Annotated in this window: 19 protein-coding genes and 1 pseudogene; 11 read left to right on the top strand and 9 right to left on the bottom strand. The window is 72.9% G+C overall.

Going from position 1 to position 25729, the window contains the following annotated elements; genetic code table 11:
* Positions 1 to 13: 13 nt before the first annotated feature.
* The 4 genes from iolD to iolC all read right to left on the bottom strand — a co-directional run bounded on the left by iolD (position 14) and on the right by iolC (position 4834).
* Positions 14 to 1891, bottom strand: a complete 1878-nt coding sequence (gene iolD, locus ACZ5FU_RS16105) for a 3D-(3,5/4)-trihydroxycyclohexane-1,2-dione acylhydrolase (decyclizing) (protein WP_469045463.1) — start codon at positions 1889 to 1891, stop codon at positions 14 to 16.
* Positions 1888 to 2712: a 5-deoxy-glucuronate isomerase gene (gene iolB / locus ACZ5FU_RS16100; protein ID WP_451526636.1), complete on the bottom strand. Its 825-nt coding sequence runs from the start codon at positions 2710 to 2712 to the stop codon at positions 1888 to 1890. Before iolB ends, iolD begins: the two co-directional genes overlap by 4 nt.
* 185 nt (positions 2713 to 2897) lie before the next feature.
* Entirely contained in the window at positions 2898 to 3836 is a 939-nt protein-coding gene (locus ACZ5FU_RS16095; protein ID WP_469045462.1) for a Cgl0159 family (beta/alpha)8-fold protein, read from the bottom strand.
* A 47-nt stretch (positions 3837 to 3883) separates the two neighbouring features.
* Positions 3884 to 4834: a 5-dehydro-2-deoxygluconokinase gene (gene iolC, locus ACZ5FU_RS16090; RefSeq protein ID WP_451775931.1), complete on the bottom strand. Its 951-nt coding sequence runs from the start codon at positions 4832 to 4834 to the stop codon at positions 3884 to 3886.
* Positions 4835 to 4958: 124 nt separating this feature from the next.
* Between iolC and ACZ5FU_RS16085 the strand changes: the two genes are divergently transcribed.
* From ACZ5FU_RS16085 to ACZ5FU_RS16075, 3 genes are all read left to right on the top strand, one after another.
* The gene (locus tag ACZ5FU_RS16085; protein WP_468644036.1) at positions 4959 to 5876 is read left to right on the top strand and encodes a sugar phosphate isomerase/epimerase family protein; all 918 of its coding nucleotides are present in this window, start codon (positions 4959 to 4961) and stop codon (positions 5874 to 5876) included.
* 287 nt (positions 5877 to 6163) lie between these two features.
* Entirely contained in the window at positions 6164 to 6361 is a 198-nt protein-coding gene (locus ACZ5FU_RS16080; RefSeq protein ID WP_451526632.1) for a helix-turn-helix transcriptional regulator, read from the top strand.
* A 127-nt stretch (positions 6362 to 6488) separates the two neighbouring features.
* On the top strand, positions 6489 to 7079 hold the full coding sequence (locus tag ACZ5FU_RS16075; protein ID WP_469045461.1) for a GNAT family N-acetyltransferase: 591 nt from the start codon (positions 6489 to 6491) through the stop codon (positions 7077 to 7079).
* Here the strand turns inward: ACZ5FU_RS16075 and ACZ5FU_RS16070 are convergent.
* Both ACZ5FU_RS16070 and ACZ5FU_RS16065 read right to left on the bottom strand, forming a co-directional pair.
* A pseudogene (locus ACZ5FU_RS16070) lies at positions 7060 to 8068 on the bottom strand (zinc-dependent alcohol dehydrogenase family protein). The gene ACZ5FU_RS16075 and the pseudogene ACZ5FU_RS16070 sit on opposite strands and share 20 nt — an antisense overlap.
* Before the next feature lie 349 nt (positions 8069 to 8417).
* Positions 8418 to 10637, bottom strand: coding sequence for an MMPL family transporter (locus ACZ5FU_RS16065; protein ID WP_468644041.1), 2220 nt, complete (start codon positions 10635 to 10637; stop codon positions 8418 to 8420).
* A 174-nt stretch (positions 10638 to 10811) separates the two neighbouring features.
* On the opposite strand from ACZ5FU_RS16065, the gene ACZ5FU_RS16060 reads away from it, so the two are divergent.
* The 3 genes from ACZ5FU_RS16060 to ACZ5FU_RS16050 all read left to right on the top strand — a co-directional run bounded on the left by ACZ5FU_RS16060 (position 10812) and on the right by ACZ5FU_RS16050 (position 14250).
* A complete protein-coding gene (locus ACZ5FU_RS16060) occupies positions 10812 to 11483 on the top strand; it encodes a TetR/AcrR family transcriptional regulator (RefSeq protein ID WP_451526628.1) in 672 nt (223 codons plus the stop codon).
* A gap of 161 nt (positions 11484 to 11644) precedes the next feature.
* Positions 11645 to 11884, top strand: a complete 240-nt coding sequence (locus ACZ5FU_RS16055; RefSeq protein WP_401470859.1) for a heavy-metal-associated domain-containing protein — start codon at positions 11645 to 11647, stop codon at positions 11882 to 11884.
* An 86-nt stretch (positions 11885 to 11970) separates the two neighbouring features.
* Positions 11971 to 14250, top strand: coding sequence for a heavy metal translocating P-type ATPase (locus tag ACZ5FU_RS16050; protein WP_451775942.1), 2280 nt, complete (start codon positions 11971 to 11973; stop codon positions 14248 to 14250).
* Positions 14251 to 15044: 794 nt separating this feature from the next.
* Here the strand turns inward: ACZ5FU_RS16050 and ACZ5FU_RS16045 are convergent.
* The 3 genes from ACZ5FU_RS16045 to ACZ5FU_RS16035 form a co-directional block, all read right to left on the bottom strand.
* Entirely contained in the window at positions 15045 to 16361 is a 1317-nt protein-coding gene (locus ACZ5FU_RS16045; RefSeq protein ID WP_468835296.1) for a citrate synthase, read from the bottom strand.
* Between the two features lie 180 nt (positions 16362 to 16541).
* Positions 16542 to 18809: an SF1B family DNA helicase RecD2 gene (gene recD2 / locus ACZ5FU_RS16040; protein ID WP_451526625.1), complete on the bottom strand. Its 2268-nt coding sequence runs from the start codon at positions 18807 to 18809 to the stop codon at positions 16542 to 16544.
* Positions 18810 to 18983: 174 nt separating this feature from the next.
* The gene (locus ACZ5FU_RS16035) at positions 18984 to 19622 is read right to left on the bottom strand and encodes a TetR/AcrR family transcriptional regulator (RefSeq protein WP_451526624.1); all 639 of its coding nucleotides are present in this window, start codon (positions 19620 to 19622) and stop codon (positions 18984 to 18986) included.
* Positions 19623 to 19753: 131 nt separating this feature from the next.
* Between ACZ5FU_RS16035 and ACZ5FU_RS16030 the strand changes: the two genes are divergently transcribed.
* The 5 genes from ACZ5FU_RS16030 (at position 19754) to ACZ5FU_RS16010 (ending at position 25677) form a co-directional block, all read left to right on the top strand.
* Positions 19754 to 20446: an NAD(P)-dependent oxidoreductase gene (locus tag ACZ5FU_RS16030; protein WP_451526623.1), complete on the top strand. Its 693-nt coding sequence runs from the start codon at positions 19754 to 19756 to the stop codon at positions 20444 to 20446.
* The gene (locus tag ACZ5FU_RS16025) at positions 20443 to 20847 is read left to right on the top strand and encodes a pyridoxamine 5'-phosphate oxidase family protein (protein WP_451775945.1); all 405 of its coding nucleotides are present in this window, start codon (positions 20443 to 20445) and stop codon (positions 20845 to 20847) included. The genes ACZ5FU_RS16030 and ACZ5FU_RS16025 overlap by 4 nt, the downstream gene beginning before the upstream one ends.
* 231 nt (positions 20848 to 21078) lie before the next feature.
* Positions 21079 to 22194 (top strand): LacI family DNA-binding transcriptional regulator, encoded by a 1116-nt coding sequence (locus ACZ5FU_RS16020; RefSeq protein ID WP_468835302.1) that lies wholly within the window; start codon positions 21079 to 21081, stop codon positions 22192 to 22194.
* Positions 22191 to 23738, top strand: a complete 1548-nt coding sequence (locus ACZ5FU_RS16015) for a sugar ABC transporter ATP-binding protein (RefSeq protein ID WP_468644052.1) — start codon at positions 22191 to 22193, stop codon at positions 23736 to 23738. The genes ACZ5FU_RS16020 and ACZ5FU_RS16015 overlap by 4 nt, the downstream gene beginning before the upstream one ends.
* Positions 23728 to 25677, top strand: coding sequence for an ABC transporter permease/substrate-binding protein (locus ACZ5FU_RS16010; protein WP_451526619.1), 1950 nt, complete (start codon positions 23728 to 23730; stop codon positions 25675 to 25677). Before ACZ5FU_RS16015 ends, ACZ5FU_RS16010 begins: the two co-directional genes overlap by 11 nt.
* Positions 25678 to 25729: the final 52 nt, after the last annotated feature.

The following is a 25729-nucleotide window of genomic DNA, read 5'->3' as shown; positions in this document are numbered from 1 at the left end:
ACCGAGTGCTCCTTCACAGATGGCGGCGTCGGGTCGAGACGTGCCGTTCGTACAGCTCGCGGGCCTTCACCGCGGACGCTCGGGTCGCGGTCTCGGCCACGGGTACATCCCACCAGGCCTGGGCCGGGGGCGCGCCCGACACTGTGTCTGCCGTTCGGGTCTCGACGTAGACACAAGTGGGGGTGTCGGCGGCGCGCGCCTCGGCGAGGGCCTCGCGCAGGTCGCGGACGGTCCTCGCGCGCAGGACGCGCACGCCGAGGCTGGCCACGTTGGCGGCGAGGTCGACGGGGAGCGGGGCACCGGTGAACGTCCCGTCGTCGGCCCGGTAGCGGTAGGCGGTGCCGTAGCGCTCGCCGCCGGTCTCCTCCGACAGGCCGCCGATGGAGGCGTAGCCGTGGTTCTGCACGAGCAGGATCTTGATCGCGATCCCCTCCTGCACGGCCGTGACGATCTCCGTCGGCATCATCAGGTAGGTGCCGTCGCCGACCAGCGCCCACACCGGCCGGTCGGGCGCGGCGAGCTTGACGCCGATCGCCGCCGGGATCTCGTAGCCCATGCAGGAGTAGCCGTACTCCAGGTGGTACTGGTCGCGCGAGCGGGCCCGCCACAGCTTGTGCAGGTCGCCGGGGAGCGAGCCGGCCGCGTTGATGATCACGTCCGATGCGTCGACGACCGCGTCCAGCGCGCCGAGCACCTGCGGCTGCGTCGGGAGCGCGTCGGGCTCCTCGGCCGCGTAGCAGGCGTCGACGCGCCGCTCCCAGCGCTCCTTGCCCCCGGTGTACTCGGCGAGGTAGGCGTCCGCGACGCGGTGGCCGTGCATGCCGAGGGCCTCGGTCAGTTCCTGGAGGCCGCTGCGGGCGTCCGCGACGAGCGCCAGTCCGGCGAGCTTGTGGCCGTCGTGGGGCGCGATGTTCAGGTTGAGGAAGCGGACCCCGTCGTGGCCGAAGAGGGTGCCCGAGGCCGTGGTGAAGTCGGTCCAGCGGGTGCCGACGCCGATCACCAGGTCGGCGGTGCGGGCCAGTTCGTCCGCCGTCGCGGTGCCGGTGTGGCCGACGCCGCCGACGTCCTGGGGGTGGTCGTGGCGCAGCGAGCCCTTGCCGGCCTGGGTGGAGGCGACCGGGACGCCGGTGGCGGCGGCGAACTCGGCGAGGGCCTCCTCGGCGCGGCTGTGGTGGACGCCACCGCCCGCGACGAGCAGGGGGCGCTCCGCCGCGCGGACGGCGGCGACCGCCTCGGCGAGTTCGACGGGATCGGCGCCCGGACGCCGTACGGCCCAGACGCGCTCGGCGAAGAACTCCTCGGGCCAGTCGTGGGCCTCGGCCTGGACGTCCTGGGGCAGCGCGAGGGTGACCGCGCCCGTCTCCACCGGGTCCGTCAGCACCCGCACCGCCTGGAGGGCGGCCGGGATCAGGGCCTCGGGACGGGTGACGCGGTCGAAGTACCTCGACACCGGGCGCAGCGCGTCGTTGACCGACACGTCGCCGGCGTAGGGGACTTCGAGCTGCTGGAGGACGGGGTCGGCGACGCGGGTCGCGAAGGTGTCGCCGGGGAGGAGGAGCACGGGGAGGTGGTTGACGGTCGCCAGGGCGGCTCCGGTGACCAGGTTGGTCGCGCCGGGGCCGATGGAGGTGGTCACCGCGTGCGTGGAGAGGCGGTTGGACTGGCGGGCGTAGCCGACCGCCGCATGCACCATGGACTGCTCGTTGCGGCCCTGGTGGTAGGGCATGTCGTCGGCGTACTCGACGAGCGCCTGGCCGAGACCGGCGACGTTGCCGTGGCCGAAGATGCCCCAGGTCGCGGCGATCAGCCGCCGCCGTGTGCCGTCGCGCTCGGTGTACTGGGCGGCGAGGAAGCGCACCAGCGCCTGGGCCACGGTGAGCCTGACGGTCATCGGTAACCCCCGGTGGTCGCGGTGTGGGCCGGGTGGAAGCAGATCCGCCACTCCCGGGTCTCGCCGGGTCCGGCCATGACGTTGAGGTAGTACATGGTGTGGCCGGGCTGGGCGATCGAGGGGCCGTGCCAGCCGTCGGGGACCAGGACGGCGTCGCCGGAGCGGACCTCGGCGAGGACGTCGGAGCCGCCCTCGCGCGAGGGGGACACCCGCTGGTAGCCGAAGCCGTCGGGGCCGTCGATCTCGAAGTAGTAGATCTCCTCCAGCTCCGACTCCTCGCCCGGCCGGTGCTCGTCGTGCTTGTGCGGCGGGTACGAGGACCAGTTGCCGCCGGGGGTGACGACCTCGACGGCGATCAGCCGGTCGCACTCGAAGGCGTCGGCGGAGGCGAAGTTGCGCACCAGACGGGCGCAGACGCCACTGCCGCGTTCCTCGACGGGGACCTCCGGCGCGGGGCCGTAGCGGGCGGGGAGTTGGCGCTCGCACTTCGCTCCTGCCAGGGCGAAGCGGCCTCCCGCGCCGGAGGCGATCTGGACCCGGGCGTCACGGGGAACGTACGCGAAGTCGGTCACCGACGCGAAAACGCTTTCCCTGCCCAGGAGTCGGAACTCTTCGTCGGCTGTGCGCACGGTACATCCGCCTTCCAGCGGAAGCACGATCCATTCGCTGTCGCCGGTGGTGAAGTCGTGGCCGCCGCCCGGCGGCAGCTCGACGATCCGCAGAGCGCTGTGCGTCCAGCCGGCCCGTTCGGGGCCGATGTCGAGCACGTGCCGCGAGTCGGCGGTGCTGCCGTGCGGAACGTACAACCCGTCGTCGTTCATGCGGCCTTCCCTGTCCACGTGCCCCTCACGCTCCTCGCGGCCTTCGGTTTCCCCGCGACACTCCTGCCCCGCGCGGTCCCCTGGTTCCCCTCGGCTCTCGGGTTCCTGTCGGCCCTCGGGTTCCTGTCGGCCCTCGGGTTCCTGTCGGCTCTCGGTTTCCCCGCGGCGCTCCCGCCCCGCGGTCCTCACAGCAGTCCCACGGCGGTGTCCACGGCGGCGGCCACGTCGCCGTCCGCCGGGTACAGCAGCGAACGGCCGACCACCAGGCCCCGGACGGTGGGCAGCCGCAGCGCCCCGCGCCACTTCTCGTACGCGCCGTCCTGGTCGTCGCCCACCTCGCCGCCCAGCAGGACGGCGGGGAGCGTGGAGGTCGCCATGACCTCGGCCATGTCGTCGGGGTCGTCGGTGACCGGGACCTTCAGCCAGGTGTAGGCGGAGGTGCCGCCCAGGCCGGAGGCGATGGCGATCGACTTGGTGACGGCCTCGGCGGAGAGGTCGTTGACCAGCCTTCCGTCCGGCGCGCGCCGGCAGAGGAACGGCTCGACGAAGAGGGGCAGCCGGCGGGCCGCCATGTCGTCGACCGCGCGGGCGGTGGACTCCAGGGTGGTGAGCGAGCCGGGGTCGTCGTAGTCGACGCGCAGGAGCAGCTTGCCCGCGTCGAACCCGAGCCGCTCGATGTCCTCGGCGCGGTGGCCGGTGAAGCGGTCGTCGAGTTCGAAGCGGGCGCCCTGCAGGCCGCCGCGGTTCATCGAGCCCATGACGACCTTGCCGTCGAGGGCGCCGAGCAGGAGCAGGTCGTCGAGGATGTCGGCGGTGGCGAGGACGCCGTCCACGCCGGGTCGGCCCAGCGCCAGGCAGAGGCGTTCCAGCAGGTCGGCCCGGTTGGCCATGGCCAGCTCGCGATCGCCGACGCGGAGGGCGCCGCGGGCCGGATGGTCGGCGGCGACGATCATCAGCCGGCCGGTCCCGTCGACGAGCGGGCGGCGGGTGCGGCGGGCGGCGGCCTCGGCGACCGCCTCGGGGCGGTGGGCGCGCAGGCGGACCAGTTCGGAGACGTCGACGGGGGTGGGGGCGGGAGCGGTGGCGGGCGTGCGGCTGCCGGTGGGGGCGGTCGCGGCCGTCACCGCCGGGCCGGTGTCCGGCGGCGGGGTCGGTCCCCCGCGGCCCGCCCTCATCGCACCGCTCCGGCGGCGAGCGCCTCTTCGATCTCGGCGGGCGTCGGCATGGCGGAGGAGCACTCCAGGCGGGAGGCGACGAGGGCGCCGGCGGCGTTGGCGTGACGCATGGTCCTCTCCAGGTCCCAGCCCGCGAGCAGGCCGTGGCAGAGGGATCCCCCGAAGGCGTCGCCGGCACCGAGGCCGTTGAGGACGCGCACGGGCAGCGGCGGGACCTCGGCCCGCTCGCCCGCCCTGTCGACGGCCAGGACGCCCTCGGGTCCCTGTTTGACGACGGCGAGTTCGACTCCGGCGTCCAGGAGGGCGCGGGCGGCGGCGTGCGGGTCGCGCAGCCCGGTGGCGATCTCCACCTCGTCCAGGTTCCCCACGGCGACGGTGGCGTGCCGGAGGGCCTCGGCGTAGAAGGGGCGGGCCGCGTCCGGGTCGGACCAGAACATGGGCCGCCAGTCGAGGTCGAACACGGTGGTGCCGGCCCCGGCCCGGTGGGCGAGGGCGGCCAGCGTGGCCGTACGGCTGGGCTCCTCGCTCAGGCCGGTGCCGGTGACCCAGAAGACGCGGGCCTCGCGGACGGCGTCGAGGTCGAGGTCGTGGGCGTCGATCTCCAGGTCGGGGGCCTTGGGCAGGCGGTAGAAGTAGAGCGGGAAGTCGTCCGGCGGGAAGACCTCGCAGAAGGTGACGGGGGTCGGCAGGCCGGGGACCGGGGTCACCCAGCGGTCGTCGACGCCGAAGTCGCGCAGGGCCTCGTGGAGGTAGGTGCCGAAGGGGTCGTCGCCGGTGCGGGTGATCACCGCGGTGTTCCGGCCGAGGCGGGCGGCGGCGACCGCGACGTTGGCGGCGGAGCCGCCGAGGAACTTCCCGAAGGACGTGACCTGCGGCAGCGGCACGCCCGTCTGCAACGGGTAGAGGTCCACTCCGATCCGCCCCATGGTGATCAGGTCGTAGGCCATCGAGTTCCCTTCGTATCGGCTCTCCACGGCTTTCTAGCCCCGTACGGTGGACCCTGTCAACATTTTGTCCGGACATTCGGACCAGCTCTTGACACTCCTGCGGCCGGGCCGCACACTGACGGCCATGACGTCGTTGTCACCTCAGCCCTCACTTTCCCGCATCCGGGTCGGTTCGGCCCCCGACAGCTGGGGCGTCTGGTTCCCGGACGACCCGCGGCAGGTGCCCTGGCGGCGCTTCCTCGACGAGGTCGCGCTCTCGGGCTACGAGTGGATCGAGCTCGGCCCCTACGGCTACCTGCCGACCGATCCCGCCGTCCTCACCGAGGAGACCGCCGCGCGCGGCCTGAAGGTGTCGGCCGGCACGGTGTTCACGGGGCTGCACCACGGCGAGGCCGTGTGGGAGAAGACCTGGGCGCACGTCGCCGACAACGCGGCGCTCGCCCAGGCCGTGGGGGCCCGGCACCTGGTGGTCATCCCGTCCTTCTGGCGGGACGACAAGACCGGCGAGGTGCTGGAGCCGGACACGCTCACGCCCGGGCAGTGGCGCGACCTCACCTCGCTGACCGAGCGGCTCGGCCGGCGGGTGCGGGAGCGGTACGGGCTGCGGATCGTGGTCCACCCGCACGCCGACACCCACATCGACAGCGAGGAGAACGTCGTCCGGTTCCTGGACGGCACCGACTCCGACCTGGTGTCCCTGTGCCTGGACACCGGGCACTACGCCTACTGCGGCGGCGACAGCGTCAAGCTGATCGAGACCTACGGGGAGCGGATCGGGTACCTGCACCTCAAGCAGGTCGACCCGGAGGTCCTCGCGCAGGTGCGGGCGCAGGAGGTGCCCTTCGGGCCGGCCGTCGCGCGCGGGGTGATGTGCGAGCCGCCCTCGGGGGTGCCGGCCCTGGAGCCCGTGCTGGAGGCCGCGCGGAAGCTGGACGTCGACCTGTTCGCGATCGTGGAGCAGGACATGTACCCGTGCGCACCGGACGCGCCGCTGCCCATCGCCCGGCGGACCCGGGCGTTCCTGCGGTCCTGCGGGGCGTAGGCGGCCGCGGACGGAGCAGGAGCGCAAGGGGACGGAGGCGGCCGGGCCCGGTCTTCCCGCCCCTCGCACCTCCTGGGTTCTTCTGTGACACTCACGTCACGAAAGTCCGCCTCCCGTCACTGATGTCGCGGCTGCGTTCACGCCAGGTCGCACGCTGTCGACAGCCGCTTCCCCGCTGTCACCGTGCGTCGTTGAGCGGGCACAGGCCTGGTGATCGCCAGCGCAGCGCCGGGCTCCCCCCGGCGGCCTCCCGGCCGCCGCCCCGCACGCGCACGGAGGTGCCCCCCATGACCGACCGAAGCCTCTGGTCCTACAAGGAGATCGCGGCACACATCAAGGTGCAGACGGACACCGTGCGGTCCTACCGCAAGCACGGACTGCTTCCCCCGCCCGACCACGTGGAGGGCGGCAAGCCCTACTGGTACGCCGACACCGTCCGCACCTGGGTCGCCGCACGGCCCGGAAACCGGGGCCGCCGGGACTGACCGTCCCACCGCGAAACCGAACCGTGCGGGACCGACCGCCCGCCCGGAGGACCGTTCCGTCGGGGACCGATCGCCTTGCCGGAAAACCGTTCTGTGTCCCACCCCCGGGTGGGGCACAGTGCCGTGCATGGACCTCTCCGCCTCCCCCAGCCCCTCCGGCTTCTCCGTCAAACCCCTGCTCACCGGTGAGAAGACCGTGCTGCGGCCGTTCACCGAGGCGGACGCCGAGACCATGGGAAAGATCATCGAGGACCCCGAGGTCGTCCGCTTCACCTTCCCGGCGAACGGCGAACTCACCCCGGAGCGGCTGCGCTCCTGGTACGCCACGCGCTCCGCGCAGCCCGACCGCCTCGACCTCGCCGTCACCGACCGGGCCACCGGCGAACTCGTCGGCGAGGTGGTCCTCCACGAGTACGACGCCCTCGCCCGCACCTGCACCTTCCGCACCCTGATCGGCCCCCGCGGCCGCGGCCGCGGACTGGGCACCGAGGCGACCCGCCTGATCGTCGGCCACGGCTTCGGGCACCTGGGCCTGCACCGCATCCAGCTGGAGCTGTACGGCGACAACGCCCGGGCCCGGCACGTCTACGAGAAGGTCGGCTTCGTGGTGGAGGGCGTGCGGCGGGAGGCCGCGCCGCGGGACGGGGGCTGGGTGGACGAGGTGCTGATGGCGCTCCTGGACCGGGAGTGGGCCGCCCTCACCGCCACGGCTCGATGACCGTGGCCCCGGCGGCCGGCGCCGTCCCCATCGCCGCCAGTGCCTCCGGTACGGCGTCCAGGGCGATCGTGGACGTCACCAGCAGGTCGGGCCGGAGCACGCCCGCCCGGACCAGCTCCAGCATCGGGGGGTAGGTGTGGGCGGCCATGCCGTGGCTGCCCAGCAGTTCCAGTTCCAGGGCGATGGCCCGGGCCAGGGGGACGGGGGTCGTGCCGGCCGCGGCGGCGCAGTCCGTTCACCGAGGCGGCGCAGGTGGCGGGGGAACCGAGGGCGTCCAGGGAGAGGTGCGCCCCGCCGCCGGTCAGTTCCCGGACCGCCGCGGCGGTGTCCGGGGCGTCCCGCGCGTCCACGCACGCGGCCGCGCCGAACGTCCGCGCCAGTTCCAGGGCCTTCGGAGCGACGTCCACGGCGACGACCCGCGCCCCGGAGGCCGCAGCGATCATCACCGCGGACAGGCCCACCCCGCCGCAGCCGTGCACGGCCACCCACTCCCCCGCCGCGACCCGGCCCTGCTGAACGACCGCCCGGAAGGCGGTGGCGAACCGGCAGCCGAGGCCGGCGGCGGTGGCGGAGGACAGGTCGTCGGGGATCGCGACCAGGTTGACGTCGGCGTGGTCCAGCGCCACGTACTGGGCGAAGGAGCCCCAGTGGGTGAAGCCGGGCTGGGTCTGGCGCTCACAGACCTGGTGGTCGCCCGCCACACAGGACGGGCAGCTGCCGCAGCCGCACACGAAGGGCACGGTCACCCGGTCGCCCCGCTTCCACCGGGTGACCCGGGCGCCGGTCTCCTCGACGACGCCGGCGAGTTCGTGGCCCGGGACGTGCGGCAGGGTGATGTCCGGGTCGTGACCCATCCAGCCGTGCCAGTCGCTGCGGCACAGGCCGGTGGCCTCGACGCGGACCACCACGCCATGGTCCGCGGGCCGAGGTTCGGGCACCTCCCGGACCTCGGCGGGCTCCCCGTACCGCTCGAACACCACAGCCCGCATGCGCGGCTCCTTCCACCCGTACCCGTCCCGGTCACCGCCGCCCGCTCGCGGAGGGGATCACCGTGCACGCTAACGCCCGGTCCCGCCGGTCGGACGGCGGGGTGGCGGAGCGGCGGCGGGGACGACGGCACCCGATGGACGGCCGAACGGGTCCCGCCCGACCGGCCGCCCATCGGATCCCGCAGGACCGGATCCCGCAGGGTCAGGTCCGCGGCAGCCGGATCCGCAGATCCGGCCCCACGGCGGCCGGTCCACGGTGCTCGGCCCCGCGGCGCCCGGTCCCGCGGATCCGGCCCCGCAGGCCGACCCCCGGTCGGTCGGCTGTCACCGAAGTCATGACCGGGTACACCTAGCCGCGCGCTCCCACCACGTCCGACTCCGTGGCCGGGGCCGGTTCCGGGGCCGGGGCCGGTTCCCCCTCGCTGAGGCCGAACCGCTGGTGGAACCGGCGCAGCGGGGCCGGTGCCCACCAGGTGGCCCTGCCGCTGAGGCGCATGATGGCCGGCACCAGCAGGCTGCGGACGACCATCGCGTCCATCAGGACCGCGAGGGCGATGCCCAGCCCGAGCATCTTGGTGTTGGTGACCCGCGAGGTGCCGATCGCGACCATCACCACGGCCAGGATGACCGCCGCCGCCGTGATCAGACCGCCCGTGCGTCGGAGGCCCAGCCGGACCGCCCCCTCGTGGTCGCCGCTGCGGTCGTGCTCCTCCTTGATGCGGGAGAGCAGGAAGACGCCGTAGTCCATGGAGAGGCCGAAGGCGACGCAGAACATCAGGACCGGCAGGGTCGTCTCGATGGAACCGGTGGCGGTGAAGCCGAGCAGGCCGGAGAGGTGACCGTCCTGGAACACCCACACCACGGCGCCGAACATCGCGGTCAGGCTGAGCGCGTTGAGCAGGACGGCCTGGACCGGTATCAGCACGCTGCCGGTCAGCAGGAACACCAGGAGCAGGGTGACCACGGTGATGAAGACCGCCGCCAGGGGGAGCCGGCCGCCTATCGCGTCCTTGGAGTCGACCAGCACGGCGGCGGCGCCGGTCACCTTGGTGTCGAAGGGCGCCTCGGTGGCGCGCAGGTCGTCCACCAGCCGCTGGGCGGCGTCGTCGACGGCCTCGCCCTCGGGCTGCACCGTGAAGTACGCCGCGTCGCCGTGCACCAGCGGGCCGTCCACGCGCGCGACGGCCGGGAGGGCGGCGACACGCTCCTTGTAGGCGGCGTACTCGGCCCGGGTGGCCCTGCCCTCGGCGAGGACCTCCAGGCCGCCGCCGGGGGCTCCGGGGAATCCGTCCCTGATGTGCTGCTGCACGACGTGGGACTCTGCGGAGGAGGGCAGCTGGCGGTCGTCGGCGGTGCCGAACCTCACCCCCAGGAAGGGCAGTCCGAGCAGGACGAGGACGGCCGTCGTGCCCAGCGCGAAGAACGGGGCGCGGCGCATGACGAGAGCCGCCGCGCGCCCCCAGCCCGCGCCGGCCTCCGCGCCGGGGGCCGCACCCTTCGCCCGCCCGCGCCGGAACAGGCGGCGCAGGTCGAGGGAGTCGACCCGGTGGCCGAGCAGGATCAGGGCCGCCGGGAGCAGGGTCAGCGCGGCGGCCGCGGCCAGCAGGACGACCGCGATGCCGGCGTAGGCGAAGGAGCGCAGGAAGTACTGGGGGAAGACGAGCATCGCGGCCAGCGAGACCGCGACCGTGAGCGCGGAGAACAGCACGGTGCGGCCGGCCGTGCGCAGGGTGGTGCCGATGGCGGCCGTCGGGTCGGCTCCGCCGGCGAGTTCCTCGCGGAAGCGGCGGACGATGAACAGGGCGTAGTCGATGGCGAGGCCGAGGCCGAGGGCGGTCGTGAGGTTCATGGCGAAGACGGAGACGTCGGTGAACTCCGTGAGGCCGGCGAGGACCGCGTTGGTGCCGAGGATGGCGACGATGCCGATGCCGAGCGGCAGCAGGGCGGCGACCGCGCTGCCGAAGACCATCACCAGCAGCACCAGCGTGACCGGCAGGGCGATGATCTCGGCGCGGGTGAGGTCCTCCTGGATGATCGTCTGCATCTCGTGCCGTACGGCCACGATGCCGCCGATCCTGACCTCCAGCGGGCCCTGGGTGCCGCGGTAGGAGGGGGCGATGCGGTCGAGGGTCTCGCCCATGGTCTTCTCGTCGCCCGTGATGCGGGCGGCGATCACCGCCTCGTGGCCGTCCTTCGCGCGCAGCGCGGGCGCCCCGGTCCGCCAGTAGGAGCCGACGCCCACGACGCCCTTCTCGGCGGACAGCCGCTCGGCGAGGCGGGTGGCCTCGGCGGCGACGGCCGGATCGTCGACCGAGGCGCGGCCCGAGCCGACGAGCAGCAGCAGGTTGGGCTGGGAGTCGGGGAACTCGCGCTCCAGGACCTCGGTCGCGTAGGTGGACTCGGCGTCCGGGTCCTCCCAGCCGCCGCTGCCCAGTTTGCCGGCGACCCCGCTGCCCGCCAGCACCGCGAGCACGGTCAGCACCAGGGCGGCGAGCAGTGACAGACCGGGCCGGGCGGTCACGAAGCGGGTCCAGCCCCCGACCCGCGGCGGACGGTTGACTTCGGTCATCGTGCGGTGTCCCCTCACCGTGATGGAAGGTGACCCGTGCCCGCGTGAGCGGGCAGCATGGGTCGCCACTGCCATAGACTGGCAAACACGAGACCTCGCTCGCGTTTCACTGGAATCAGAATGCGAGCGGCCACTCGCGTTTGTCAATCGCGTTCGGATAACTGGGGATGACTCGTGCCCGAAACCGCCGAGAACCAGGCGAAGGAACAGCCGCGCCGCCGCCAGGCCCGCGGCGAGCGCCGGATCGCCCAACTCCTCGAGGCCGCCGCCTCGGTCTTCTGCACCACCGGCTACACGGCCGCGAGCACCAACGCCATCGCCCGCGAGGCCGGGGTCTCCCCCGGGACGCTCTACCAGTTCTTCCCGAACAAGGAAGCGATCGCCGTAGAGCTGGGCGACCGGCTGATGCACGAGATGCGCGACGCCTACGGCGAGGCACTCGCCCCGGTGGATCCCGCCACCCCCCTGGAGGAGGCCGTCGGCGCCGCCGTCGACCGGTTCATGGCCTTCAACTGCGACCACCCGGTGTTCTTCACCCTCATGCACGGCCCCGACATCCCCGGCCGCATCGCCGAGGAGCACGACGCACTGCACGCCACCCTGCTCACCCGGATCGAGGGCCTGCTCTCCTCGCTGCTGCCCGACAGTCCCCCCGCCGACCTCTCCCGCACCGCACAGATGTGCCTGGGCATGTACAAGGCGGGTCTGGAGCTGGTCCTCGGCCACGAGGGCGCCGAGCGGGAGGCGTACGTCCAGGAGGTGAAGAACGCCCTCGTCCGCTACCTCGGCCCCCTGACCGGCGGGCGGCCCGGCCCCGACGAGGCGCCTTGGATAAATACCCCCTAGGGGTATAACGTGGATGGCGTGGCGGCCCTCCGGGGCCACCTCGGCCGGCTCGGCCGGCTCACGGCGGCCGACGCACGGTCGCGCACCGCCGAACCGGAACCGGCCCACGGCGGGGCCGCGGCCGGCCACCCAGTCCACACGCCTCGACGAGGAGCAACGAGATGACCGCCCACACCGACACCCCGGGAACCGTCACCGCCGTCTACCAGGTGAGCGGCATGAGCTGCGGACACTGCGAGGGCGCCGTCTCCGGCGAGATCTCCCGGCTTCCCGGCGTCACCTCGGTGAAGGCCGTGGCCTCCACCGGCGAGGTCACTGTCGTCTCCGCCGCCGCGCTGGACGACGAGGCCGTGCGCGCCGCCGTCGACGAGGCCGGCTTCGAGCTGGCCGGCCGCGCCTGAGCCGTCCCCACCCCCCGGCAGCGGGCCGTGCCGACCGGTGGACACTGGTCGGACACGGCCCGCTGCCGCTCCCTGGAGTCACGGACATGTCCAGCACCACCACACCCGCGGCCACCGCCGGGCCCTCCGAGGTCGAGCTGCTCATCGGCGGGATGACCTGCGCCTCCTGCGCGGCCCGCGTGGAGAAGAAGCTCAACCGCATGGACGGCGTCACCGCGACGGTCAACTACGCGACGGAGAAGGCGCGGATCAGCTACGGCGCCGGGGTCGAGGTCGCCGACCTGATCTCGACCGTCGTCAGGACCGGCTACACCGCCGAGGAGCCCGCGCCGCCGGCCCCCGCCCCGACCTCGGCCCCGACCTCGGCGTCGGCCACGGAAGAGGCACCGGCCGGGCCGGCCGGGGACCGCGAGCTGTCGGCCCTGCGCCACCGTCTCCTCGTCTGCGCCCTGCTCGCCACGCCCGTCGTCCTGACGGCGATGGTCCCGGCGCTCCAGTTCGACAACTGGCAGTGGCTGTCCCTGACGCTCGCCGCGCCCGTCGTCGTCTGGGGCGGCCTGCCCTTCCACCGGGCGGCCTGGACGAACCTGCGGCACGGCGCCGCCACCATGGACACGCTCGTCTCCGTCGGCACCCTGGCGGCGTTCGGCTGGTCGCTGTGGGCGCTGTTCCTCGGTGACGCGGGCATGCCCGGCATGCGGCACCCCTTCGAGCCGACCGTCTCACGCGCCGACGGCGCGTCCACGATCTACCTGGAGGTCGCCGCCGGCGTCACCGCCTTCATCCTGCTCGGCCGCTTCCTGGAGGCGCGTTCCAAGCGGCGTGCGGGAGCCGCGCTCCGGGCGCTGATGGAGCTGGGCGCCAAGGACGTGGCCGTCCTGCGGGACGGGCGGGAGACCCGGGTCCCGGTGGACCTGCTGGCCGTCGGGGACCGGTTCGTCGTCCGGCCCGGCGAGAAGATCGCCACCGACGGCACCGTCGTCGAGGGCGTCTCCGCCGTCGACGCCTCCCTGCTGACCGGCGAGTCCGTGCCGGTGGACGTGGGTCCGGGCGACCCGGTCACCGGCGCGACGGTGAACGCGGACGGCCGGCTCGTCGTCGAGGCGACCCGGGTCGGCGCGGACACCCGGCTCGCCCGCACGGCCCGGCTCGTCGAGGACGCGCAGAGCGGCAAGGCCGAGGTGCAGCGGCTGGCCGACCGGGTCGCCGGGGTCTTCGTCCCCGTGGTGCTGCTGATCGCCGCCGCCACCTTCGGCGTCTGGCTCGGCCTGACCGGGGACACCGTCGCCGCGTTCACGGCGGCCGTCGCGGTCCTGATCATCGCCTGCCCGTGCGCCCTGGGCCTGGCCACCCCCACCGCCCTCATGGTCGGCACCGGGCGGGGCGCCCAGCTCGGCATCCTCATCAAGGGCCCCGAGGTCCTGGAGAACACCCGCCGGGCCGACACCGTCCTCCTCGACAAGACCGGCACCGTCACCACCGGCCGGATGACCCTGCGGGAGGTGTACGCCGCCGAGGGCACCGACGAGAAGCAGCTGCTGCGGTTCGCGGGCGCCCTGGAGCACGCCTCGGAGCACCCGGTGGCCCGGGCGGTCGCCGCCGGCGCCGAGGAGCGGGCCGGCCGGCCGCCGTCGGCCGAGCACTTCGAGAACGTGCCGGGGCGCGGCGTACGGGGGCGCGTGGAGGGGCACGAGGTGGCCGTGGGGCGCCTCCTCGACGGCTTCCGCGATCTGCCGCCCGACGTGGCGCGCGCCCGGGACGAGGCCGAGCGCCGGGGCCGTACGACCGTCGTCGTCGGCTGGGACGGGGCGGTGCGCGGGGTGCTCGCCGTGGCCGACGCCGTCAAGGAGACCAGCGCCGAGGCCGTACGGGAGCTGCGCGGGCTCGGGCTCACGCCGGTGCTGCTGACCGGGGACAACCGGGCGGTGGCCGAGGCGGTGGCGGCCGAGGTCGGCATCGACGAGGTGGTCGCCGAGGTGCTGCCCGAGGAGAAGGTGGCCGTCGTGCGACGGCTCCAGGCCGAGGGGCGGGTCGTCGCCATGGTCGGCGACGGGGTCAACGACGCCGCCGCGCTCGCCGCCGCCGACCTGGGCCTGGCGATGGGCACGGGCACGGACGCGGCGATCGAGGCGAGCGACCTGACGCTGGTCCGCGGGGACCTGCGGGTCGCGGCGGACGCCATCCGGCTGTCCCGGCGGACCCTGACCATCATCAAGGGCAACCTGGTGTGGGCCTTCGGCTACAACGTGGCCGCGCTGCCGCTGGCCGCGGCCGGGCTGCTCGACCCGATGCTCGCCGGGGCGGCCATGGCCTTCTCGTCGGTCTTCGTGGTGACGAACAGTTTGCGGCTGCGGACGTTCCGCTGAGGCGGCGCGAAGTGCCGGGAAGTTACCGGTGATTAGGACCAAGTCGAGACCACAGCCCCCCTGGAGTCCGGCGCGAGCCTCACATAAGCTCTTCACAAGGCTCGCGCATCATCCTTACGCGCGGGCCCCGATCGCTGTATCCGGGATCTTGCGCATCTCACGGGACATACGCGAGAGACACAGATCACAGTGATGTGAAGGTAACCATCGAAGGGGTTCGACGGTCTAAGTTTGGCGATGTCAGGAAGCGTCTTGGGGGGCGCGGACTGGCATCTGGGGATGTCTTGGGGGACTTCTCCAGAGATGCGTTGCCGGGGCACGCACACCGGGAAGCTTTGAGCGGCCCTCCCAGCGTGCGCTGTCCCGGCAGACCGCACCACACGACAGGAGTACGGCGGGTCCCGCTCACCCCGCCCGGCTCCCGCCGCACCACAATCACATACGGCATCAGCGAATTCAGGCGCTGTGTCCTCCAGACGCCCGGCCGGATCCCGTGGGGGGAATCCGTACCGGGACATGGGAAGGCGCCCTGGTCGTCGGCCCGTGGGGGGACCGACGCACCAGGGCGCCTTCTTCATGCCCGCGGACGCCTCCGCCGGCGTCCCGCGCCGCGTTCCCGCGCGGTGGGACGAGTACGGGGCTGCCCTTCCGGACAGCCCCACGGTCATGCGCCCGCCCGCCCGGCCGGACGCACGGGCCGCCCGCGCCCCGCGAGGAGGCACAGCCGGCCGAAGCCCGGCGGACTCGACCCTCCCGGCGGGGCACCTGGGGAAGGTGCCCCGTGCCGACAGGTGTCAGCGCTCCTCGACGGGGACGAAGTCGCGCTCGACCACACCGGTGTAGATCTGGCGCGGGCGGCCGATGCGGGAGCCCGGCTCCTTGATCATCTCGTGCCACTGGGCGATCCAGCCCGGGAGGCGGCCGAGGGCGAACAGGACCGTGAACATCTCGGTCGGGAAGCCCATGGCCCGGTAGATCAGGCCGGTGTAGAAGTCGACGTTCGGGTAGAGGTTGCGCGAGACGAAGTAGTCGTCGGAGAGCGCGTGCTCCTCCAGCTTGAGCGCGATGTCCAGCAGCTCGTCGGACTTGCCGAGGGCGGAGAGGACGTCGTGGGCCGCGGCCTTGATGATCTTCGCGCGCGGGTCGAAGGACTTGTACACCCGGTGGCCGAAGCCCATCAGGCGGACGCCGTCCTCCTTGTTCTTCACCTTGCGGATGAAGGAGTCGACGTCGCCGCCGTTGGCCTGGATGCCCTCGAGCATCTCCAGGACGGACTGGTTGGCGCCGCCGTGCAACGGGCCCCACAGGGCGTTGATGCCGGCCGAGATCGAGGCGAACATGTTGGCCTGCGAGGAGCCGACCAGGCGGACCGTGGACGTCGAACAGTTCTGCTCGTGGTCCGCGTGCAGGATCAGCAGCTTGTCGAGCGCGGAGACGACGACCGGGTCCAGGTCGTACTCCTGCGCGGGGACCGAGAAGGTCATGCGCAGGAAGTTCTCGACGTAGCCGAGGTCGTTGCGCGGGTAGACGAAGGGGTGACCGATCGACTTCTTGTAGGCGTAGGCCGCGATCGTCGGGAGCTTGGCGAGCAGGCGGATCGTCGAGAGGTTGCGCTGCGTCTCGTCGAACGGGTTGTGGCTGTCCTGGTAGAACGTGGACAGCGCGGAGACCACCGACGACAGCATCGCCATCGGGTGGGCGTCACGCGGGAAACCCTTGTAGAAGTTCTTGACGTCCTCGTGCAGCAGGGTGTGCTGCGTGATGTCGTTCTTGAAGACGGTGAGCTCGTCGACGGTCGGCAGCTCGCCGTTGATCAGCAGGTAGGCGACCTCGAGGAAGGTCGACCGCTCGGCGAGCTGCTCGATCGGGTAGCCGCGGTACCGGAGGATGCCCTGTTCGCCGTCGAGGTAGGTGATGGCGGATTTATAGGCGGCGGTGTTGCCGTAGCCGCTGTCCAGGGTCACCAGACCGGTCTGGGCGCGGAGCTTGCCGATGTCGAAGCCCTTGTCGCCGACGGTGCTGCCGATCACCGGGTAGGTGTACTCGCCGTCGCCGTACCGCAGTACTACAGCGTTGTTGGTGTGCTCGCTCACGTCATCCCTCACCGACATTGTGCCTCTTCTTCGAGGTTGCCCTGACTGTCTCTACCATCCCCCATTTGGCGCAGGAGAGTGCACTCGGGGTCGGCCATTGGGCTTATCCACGGCACTCAGTGCCGCCAACTTGCCCATCCTGCCGCCTCCGTCACGGTTGCGGAAGAGCTCTGTGACCTTCGTGACTCATTTGATCGATCATTTTTCGCGGCCGCCCGAGAGCCGGAAGCCGAGAGCGGTGCAGCGGCGGCCCGCCGACACCGTGCGCACCGCCTGGCCGATCGCCTTGCGGGAGCCGACGAGGACGACCAGCCCCTTGGCGCGGGTGACGGCCGTGTACAACAGGTTCCGCTGCAGCATCATCCATGCTCCGGTGGTGACGGGGATCACCACGGCGGGATATTCGCTGCCCTGGGACCGGTGGATCGTCACCGCGTAGGCATGGGCCAGTTCGTCCAGCTCGTCGAATTCGTAGGGGACTTCCTCGTCCTCGTCGGTGCGCACGACGAGGCGCTGGTCGACCGGGTCGAGCGAGACGACCACGCCCACGGTGCCGTTGAAGACGCCGTTCTCGCCCTTGTCGTAGTTGTTGCGGATCTGGGTGACCTTGTCGCCGACGCGGAAGACCCGGCCGCCGAAGCGCTTCTCGGGGACGTCGGGCCGGCCGGGGGTGATGGCCTGCTGGAGCAGGCCGTTGAGGGTGCCGGCGCCGGCCGGGCCGCGGTGCATGGGGGCGAGGACCTGCACGTCCCGGCGGGGGTCCAGGCCGAACTTCGCCGGAACGCGGCGGGCGGCCACGTCGACCGTGAGCCGGCCCGCCTCCTCGGTGTCGTCCTCGACGAAGAGGAAGAAGTCCTTCATGCCGTCGGTGACCGGGTGCTGCCCGGCGTTGATCCGGTGCGCGTTGGTGACCACGCCGGACTGCTGGGCCTGGCGGAAGACGCGCGTCAGGCGCACGGCGGGGATCGGGCCGCCGTCGGCCAGCAGATCGCGCAGCACCTCGCCGGCGCCGACGCTGGGGAGCTGGTCGACGTCGCCGACGAAGAGGAGGTGGGCGCCCGGCGGGACCGCCTTCACCAGCTTGTTGGCCAGCAGCAGGTCCAGCATCGAGGCCTCGTCGACGACCACCAGGTCGGCGTCGAGCGGGCGGTCGCGGTCGTACGCCGCGTCACCGCCGGGCCTGAGTTCGAGGAGGCGGTGGACGGTGGAGGCCTCGGCGCCGGTCAGCTCGGCCAGGCGCTTGGCGGCGCGGCCGGTGGGGGCGGCGAGCACCACCTTGGCCTTCTTGGCGCGAGCCAGTTCGATGATCGAGCGGACCGTGAAGGACTTGCCGCAGCCCGGTCCGCCGGTGAGGACGGCGACCTTCTCGGTCAGCGCGAGACGGACGGCGGCCTCCTGCTCGGGGGCGAGGTCGGCGCCGGTACGGGTCCGCAGCCAGGACAGCGCCTTGTCCCACGCCACGTCGCGGAAGCCCGGCATGCGGTCCTCGCCGGTGCGCAGGAGGCGCAGCAGCTGCGCGGAGAGGGAGAGTTCGGCCCGGTGGAAGGGGACCAGGTAGACGGCCGTGACGAGGTCCGGGCCGCCGTCCGGACCGGGGACCCTCTCCCGTACGACACCGGGCTCCTCGCCCTCCTCGGGGGGCTCCGCGAGGGCGGCGAGGCACTCGATGACGAGGCCGGTGTCGACCTGCAGCAGCTTGACCGCGTCGGCGATCAGGCGCTCCTCCGGCAGGTAGCAGTGGCCCTGGTCGCTGGACTGGGACAGCGCGTACTGCAGGCCCGCCTTGACGCGCTCCGGGCTGTCGTGCGGGATGCCGACGGAGCGGGCGATCCGGTCGGCGGTGAGGAAGCCGATGCCCCAGACGTCGGCGGCCAGCCGGTAGGGCTGGTTCTTCACGACGGAGATGGAGGCGTCGCCGTACTTCTTGTAGATGCGGACCGCGATCGACGTCGACACCTCGACGGTCTGGAGGAAGAGCATGACCTCTTTGATCGCCTTCTGCTCCTCCCAGGCGTCGGCGATCTTCCTGGTGCGCTTCGGGCCGAGGCCGGGCACCTCGATCAGGCGCTTCGGCTCCTCCTCGATGATCCTCAGGGTGTCCGTGCCGAAGTGCTGGGTGATGCGGTCGGCGAAGACCGGGCCGATGCCCTTGACCAGCCCCGATCCCAGATAGCGGCGGATGCCCTGGACGGTGGCGGGCAGCACGGTCGTGTAGTTCTCCACCGTGAACTGCTTGCCGTACTGCGGGTGGGAGCCCCAACGGCCCTCCATCCGCAGGGACTCGCCGACCTGGGCGCCGAGCAGGGCGCCGACGACCGTCAGGAGATCACCGGCGCCCCGGCCGGTGTCGACGCGGGCGACCGTGTAGCCGTTCTCCTCGTTCGCGTACGTGATGCGCTCCAGCACGCCTTCCAGTACGGCCAGTCGCCGCTCCTCCGCCTGGGAGGCTCCCGCCTGAGTGGACATGGTCCGACGGTAGCGCCGCGGTGTGACATCGCGGGCACCCGCCCGGGACCGGGGCCCGGGATCGGGTGCCCGGGACGGCCGGCAGGGCCGGACGGCACCCCCGTGCGGTCCTTTGTGTCCGTGTCCCCCTCCGAGTCCGTCGGGTCCGTGTCCCCCTCCGGGTCCGTGCGCGCCTCAGCCGGCGGCCGGCCGGCCGCGGCGGGCCGTTGCGGTGGGCGGCCCGGAGCGGGGCCTCGGGGACAGCGCCGCGCGCAGCGCCGGGGTCAGGACGCGGCGGGCCTCGGACGGGGTGAGGGCGGCGGGGGTGGGCAGGGGGTTGAGGTAGCGGGTGTAGATGAGGCCGCCGAGGATCGTCACCGCGGCCGTGGCCCGGGCGGTCGCGTCCCGGCCGCCGAGGAATTCAGCGAGCCGGGCCAGCAGCTCGTGCTCCAGGTACTCGCGGATCACCTCGGCGGCCTCCTCGCCCCGGGTGCTCAGCCGGACGAAGTCGGCGTTCTCCCACAGGTCCGTCACCGCGTCGATCAGCCGGTCGGGGAGGCCGGCCGGGTCACCTCCGAGGACGGCGTCCACCGCCAGCGCGTTGGCGCACTGGAACTGCATCACGTCCGCGAACAGGCCTTTCTTCGAACCGAAGTGATAGGCGATCAGCGCGGGGTCGACCCCGGCCGCCCCGGCCACCGCGCGCAGGGTGGTGCGCCGGTAGCCGCTCCGGAGGAACAGGTCACGGGCCGCGGTGACGATCGACTCGCGGATCGGCGGGTTGCCGCGGGGGCGGCCTCGGGTGCGGGCGGGGGCGGGGCCGGAGTTATTCATCGGCGTTGAGCCTGCGAGCCGCGATCCGCACAGTCAAGGGCGTTTCCGGCACCACACGCCCCGCACGGCCGGCCTCGCACGACCGGCACCGCACCCACCGCACACGCCGTACGAAGGGATCACCCGCCACCATGCGCATCGCAGTCTTCGGCGCCAACGGACCGACCGGACGCCACCTCACCGACCAGGCCCTCGCGGGCGGCCACGAGGTCGTCGCCGTGACCCGCCGCCCCGGCTCCCTGGCCGCACGGCCCGGCCTCACGCCGGCCGTCGCCGACGCCACCGACCCGGCGGCCGTCGACACCGCGATCGAGGGGACCGACGCCGTCCTGTCCGTGCTGGGCAGGCCCTTCAGCCGGAAGACCATCACCACGTACTCGGCGAGCGCCATCGTCGTCACCGCCGCGATGGCCCGCCACGGCATCAAGCGGCTGCTCGTCGTCAGCTCCAACATGATGGACCCGCACTGGCGTCCCACCGGCGCGCACTTCTTCAACCACGTGCTCGACCCGCTGGTGACCCGGCGCCTGGGCCGCACCCTGCACGCGGACATGCACCGCATGGAGGACGTGGTCGGGGACACGGACCTCGACTGGACCCTCGTACGGCCCTCGGGTCTCTTCGACCACCCCGTCGTCACCGACTACCTCACCTCGCGGACCAGCGCCGACGGCGTCTTCACCGCCCGCGTCGACCTCGCCGCCGCCATGCTGCGCGAACTGGCGGAGGGGCGGTACGTCCGGCAGGCCATGGGCGTCGTCACGACGGCCGCGAAGCCGAACATGGTCAAGCTGATCTGGAACGAGGGCGTGAGGAAGAAGTGAGCCGCACGACCACCACGCTCACGCCCGTCGCGAGGGCGTTCCTCGCCCGCCCCGGCACGGCCGTCCTCACCACCCTGCGGTCCGACGGCACCCCGCACGCCACCCCCGTCCGCTTCACCCACGACACGGCGACCGGCCTGGCCCGGGTGACCACCCGCGCCGGCGCCCGCAAGGCCCGCAACGTGGCGGCGGGCGGCCCGGCGGCACCCGTCGCGCTCTGCCAGGCGGACGGTTTCCGCTGGATCACCCTCGAAGGCCGGGCCGTCGTCACCGACGACCCGGAGCGCCTGGCCGAGGCGGTCCACCGCTACACCGTCCGCTACGGCGCGGCCCCGCCCACCCCGCCGGACCTGGTGGTCGTCGAGATCACCGTCGACCGCGTCCTGAGCCTCAACCTGTGACGCCGCGGCGCCCGGACCCGCCGCCCGCACCCCGCCGGCCGCGGTCGGCGACGCGCTGACGGAACTCCCCGCCCCCTCGTGATCACGAGGGGGCCGTCGCCGTGTCCGGGCACGGCCGGCTCCCGGTGTGACATCACGATCCGGTCTCAGGGTCTTGCGCGCCACCCGTGTAATCGATTCCAATCCTCCGTGACGCACATGTAAACGATTCCACAAGGAGGTGGAGCGGCGATGGCGAGCATCAAGGACGTCGCGGCCGGGGCGGGCGTCTCCGTCGCCACGGTCTCGCGCGTCCTGAACGACCATCCGTCGGTCAGCGAGGACGCACGCACGCGCGTGCTGGCCGCCGTCGAGGCCCTGGGCTACCGCCCGAACGCCGTCGCCAGGTCGCTGCGCACCGACCAGACCCGCACCCTGGGCCTGGTCATCAGCGACGTGATGAACCCCTACTTCACCGAGCTGGCCCGCTCCGTCGAGGAGGAGGCCCGCGCGCTCGGCTACAGCGTCATCATCGGCAACGCCGACGAGCGGCCCGATCTCCAGGACCACCACGTACGGACCCTGCTGGACCGCCGGATCGACGGCCTCCTGGTCTCCCCCACCGACGGCGGCTCGCCGCTGATGCTGGACGCCGCGCGCGCGGGGACCCCGATGGTGTTCGTCGACCGGTGGATACCGGGCGTGGACGTGCCGGTCGTCCGGGCCGACGGGCGGGCCGCCGTGCGGGACCTGGTGGCGCACCTGCACCGGCTGGGGCACCGCCGGCTCGCGATCATCGCGGGCCCGGCCGCCACCACCACCGGCAGCGAGCGCGTGGAGGCCTTCCGCGAGGCGCTGGGCGCCTGCGGCATCGACCTCCCGGACGCCTACATCGGGCAGGGTGACTTCCAGGCCGAGAGCGGCCGGCGGGTGACCGAGGGCTTCCTCGACCTGCCCGAGCCGCCCGAGGTCGTGTTCGCCGCCGACAACCTGATGGCGCTGGGCGCGCTGGACGCCGTACGCGCGCGTGGGCTGCGGGTTCCCGACGACATCGCGCTCGCCGCGTTCGACGACATCCCGTGGTTCGTGCACACCGATCCCCCGGTCACCGCCATCGCCCAGCCGACGGGCGAGCTGGGACGCGCGGCCGTGCGCGCGCTGGTCGACCGGATCGAGGGGCGGACCCCGCGGTCCGTCACCCTCCCCGCCCGCCTGGTCGTGCGCCGCTCGTGCGGCGGGACGGGCGACACCGGCGGGACGGGCCGTCCCGGAGGGAACGGCGAGACCGGCCGGACCGGCGAGACCGGCCGGACCGGCGAGACCGGCGAGACCGGCGAGAACTCAGCGAGGAACAGGAGCCAGTCGTGAGCAACGCGGACGAGTTGCTGCGCATCGAAGGCATACGCAAGACCTTCCCCGGGGTGGTCGCGCTCGACAGCGTCGACTTCGACCTGCGGCGGGGCGAGGTGCACGTGCTGCTCGGTGAGAACGGCGCGGGCAAGAGCACCCTCATTAAGATGCTCTCCGGCGCCTACACGCCCGACGCCGGGCGGATCCTGGCCGGCGGCGAGGAGGTGCGCATCCACGGGGCTCAGGACTCCGAGCGGCTCGGGATCGCCACCATCTACCAGGAGTTCAACCTCGTCCCCGACCTGACGGTCGCCGAGAACATCTTCCTGGGGCGCCAGCCGCGCCGGTTCGGGATGATCGACCGCAAGCGGATGGAGGCCGAGGCGGCCGTCCTGCTGGAGCGGGTCGGCGTCACCGTGTCACCCCGCACGCGGGTGCGTGACCTCGGCATCGCACGCCTGCAGATGGTCGAGATCGCCAAGGCGCTGAGCCTGGACGCGCGCGTGCTGATCATGGACGAGCCGACGGCCGTGCTCACCTCCGAGGAGGTCGAGAAGCTCTTCGCCATCGTGCGCAGGCTGCGTGAGGACGGCGTGGGCATCGTGTTCATCACCCACCACCTGGAGGAGATCGCGGCCCTGGGCGACCGGGTCACGGTCATCCGGGACGGCCGGAGCGTCGGGCAGGTCCCGGCATCCACGCCCGAGGACGAGCTGGTGCGCCTGATGGTGGGCCGTTCCATCGAGCAGCAGTACCCGCGCGAGCGCGCCGGGGCCGGCGCCGCCCTGCTGTCCGTCGAGGGGCTGACGCGGGACGGCGTCTTCCACGACGTCAGCTTCGAGGTGCGGGCCGGCGAGGTCGTCGGAGTGGCGGGGCTGGTCGGCGCGGGCCGTACCGAGGTCGTCCGGGCCGTCTTCGGGGCGGACCCCTACGACCACGGGACCGTGCGGGTGGCGGGCACGCGGCTGCCCCGCCACGACGTGGGCGCGGCCATGGCCGCCGGGATCGGGCTGGTGCCGGAGGACCGCAAGGGGCAGGGGCTGGTGCTGGACGCCTCCGTCGAGGAGAACCTCGGCCTGGTGACCCTGCGTTCGGCCACCCGTGCCGGGCTCGTCGACCTCAAGGGGCAGCACGAGGCCGCGGGCCGCATCGCCGGACAGCTCGGCGTGCGCATGGCCGGGCTCGGCCAGCAGGTGCGCACGCTGTCCGGCGGCAACCAGCAGAAGGTCGTCATCGGCAAGTGGCTCCTGGCCGACACCCGGGTGCTGATCCTCGACGAGCCCACGCGCGGCATCGACGTCGGCGCCAAGGTGGAGATCTACCAGCTCATCAACGAGCTGACGGCCGCCGGGGCCGCCGTCCTGATGATCTCCAGCGACCTGCCCGAGGTGCTCGGCATGAGCGACCGGGTGCTGGTGATGGCCCAGGGCCGCCTCGCCGGCGAACTCCCGGCGGGCGAGGCCACCCAGGACGCGGTGATGGCTCTCGCCGTGAGCACCCCCACGACCCCGACCCCTACCACCCCTACGACCACTGAAGTGGAGGCCGGCCGTGGCCGCTGACACGCTCAAGAGCACGACGGGCGCCGGTGGCGGCGCCGCGGCGGTGCGCCGCCTGCTGCTCGACAACGGGGCGCTCACCGCGCTCATCGTCCTCGTCGTCGCCATGTCGGCGCTGTCGGGCGACTTCCTCACCACGGACAACCTGCTCAACGTGGGTGTCCAGGCGGCCGTGACCGCCATCCTCGCCTTCGGCGTGACCTTCGTGATCGTCTCGGCGGGCATCGACCTGTCGGTCGGCTCGGTGGCGGCGCTGTCGGCGACCGTCCTCGCCTGGAGCGCCACCTCGCACGGCGTGCCGGTCGTCCTCGCGGTCGTCCTGGCCGTCGCCACCGGCATCGCGGCCGGCCTGGTGAACGGTTTCCTCATCGCCTACGGCAAACTGCCGCCGTTCATCGCGACGCTCGCCATGCTGTCGGTGGCGCGCGGTCTGTCGCTGGTGATCTCCGAGGGCTCCCCGATCGCCTTCCCCGACTCCGTCTCGCACCTCGGGGACACGCTCGGCGGCTGGCTGCCGGTGCCCGTGCTGGTGATGATCGTCATGGGCCTGCTCGCCGCGTTCGTCCTGGGCCGCACCTACATCGGCCGTTCGATGTACGCCATCGGCGGCAACGAGGAGGCCGCGCGCCTGTCGGGCCTGCGGGTGAAGCGGCAGAAGCTCGCCATCTACGCGCTGTCGGGCGTGTTCGCGGCGGCGGCGGGCGTGGTGCTCGCCTCCCGGCTGTCCTCCGCGCAGCCCCAGGCCGCCGACGGCTACGAGCTGGACGCGATCGCCGCGGTCGTCATCGGCGGCGCCTCCCTGGCGGGCGGCACCGGCAAGGCGTCCGGCACCCTGATCGGCGCGCTGATCCTGGCCGTGCTGCGCAACGGCCTCAACCTGCTGTCGGTGTCGGCGTTCTGGCAGCAGGTCGTCATCGGTGTCGTCATCGCGCTGGCCGTGCTGCTGGACACCGTGCGGCGCAAGGCGGGGGCGACCCCGGTGGCCGCCGGGACGGGCGGCGGCAAGGGCCGGCAGGCGGCCACGTACGGGCTCGCCGCGGTCGTCACCGTGGCCGTGGTCGGCGCGACCTCCTTCCTGCACGGCGGCACCTCCTCGACCGCGAACCCGAAGGTCGGGCTGGCGCTGTCGACCCTCAACAACCCGTTCTTCGTGCAGATCCAGTCGGGCGCGAAGGCCGAGGCGAAGAAGCTGGGCGTCGACCTGACCGTCACCGACGCGCAGAACGACGCCTCGCAGCAGGCCAACCAGCTCCAGAACTTCACGAGCTCCGGTTACGACGCGATCGTCGTCAACCCGGTGGACTCCGACGCGGCCGGTCCGGCCGTGCGCGCCGCCGGCAAGGCGGAGATCCCGGTCGTCGCGGTCGACCGCGGCGTCAACAAGGCGACCACCGAGGCGCTGGTGGCCTCCGACAACGTGTCCGGCGGTGAACTCGCCGCCCGGACCGTCGCCGAGAAGCTCGGCGGCACCGGAAAGATCGTGATCCTCCAGGGCCAGGCGGGCACCTCCGCGGCCCGCGAGCGCGCCGAGGGCTTCGCCAAGGGCCTGAAGGCCTACCCCGGCATCCAGGTGCTCGCCCAGCAGCCGGCCGACTTCGACCGCACCAAGGGCCTCGACGTGATGTCGAACCTGCTCCAGGCCCACCCGGACGTCCAGGGCGTCATCGCCGCCAACGACGAGATGGCGCTCGGCGCGGTCAAGGCGCTCGGCTCCAAGGCCGGCAGGTCCGTCCAGGTCGTCGGCTTCGACGGCACCCCGGACGGCCTGACCGCGGTCGGCGACGGCACGCTCTACGCGTCGGTGGCGCAGCAGCCCTCGGAGCTGGGCAGGATCGCCGTGGACAACGCCCTCAAGGCGCTGAAGGGCGAGAAGGTCGCGGACATGGTGAAGGTGCCGGTGAAGGTGGTCACGAAGGAGAACGTGGCCGGCTTCGGCGGCTGACATCCGGCAGGCGGGCGGAGCGGGCGGGCGGCCGGGGAACCGGGGCCCGCCC

This window comes from Streptomyces sp. NPDC031554 (assembly GCF_055580685.1).
The sequence above is the reverse complement of the archived record's forward strand: the minus strand, read 5'-3'. Positions and strand labels throughout refer to the sequence as shown.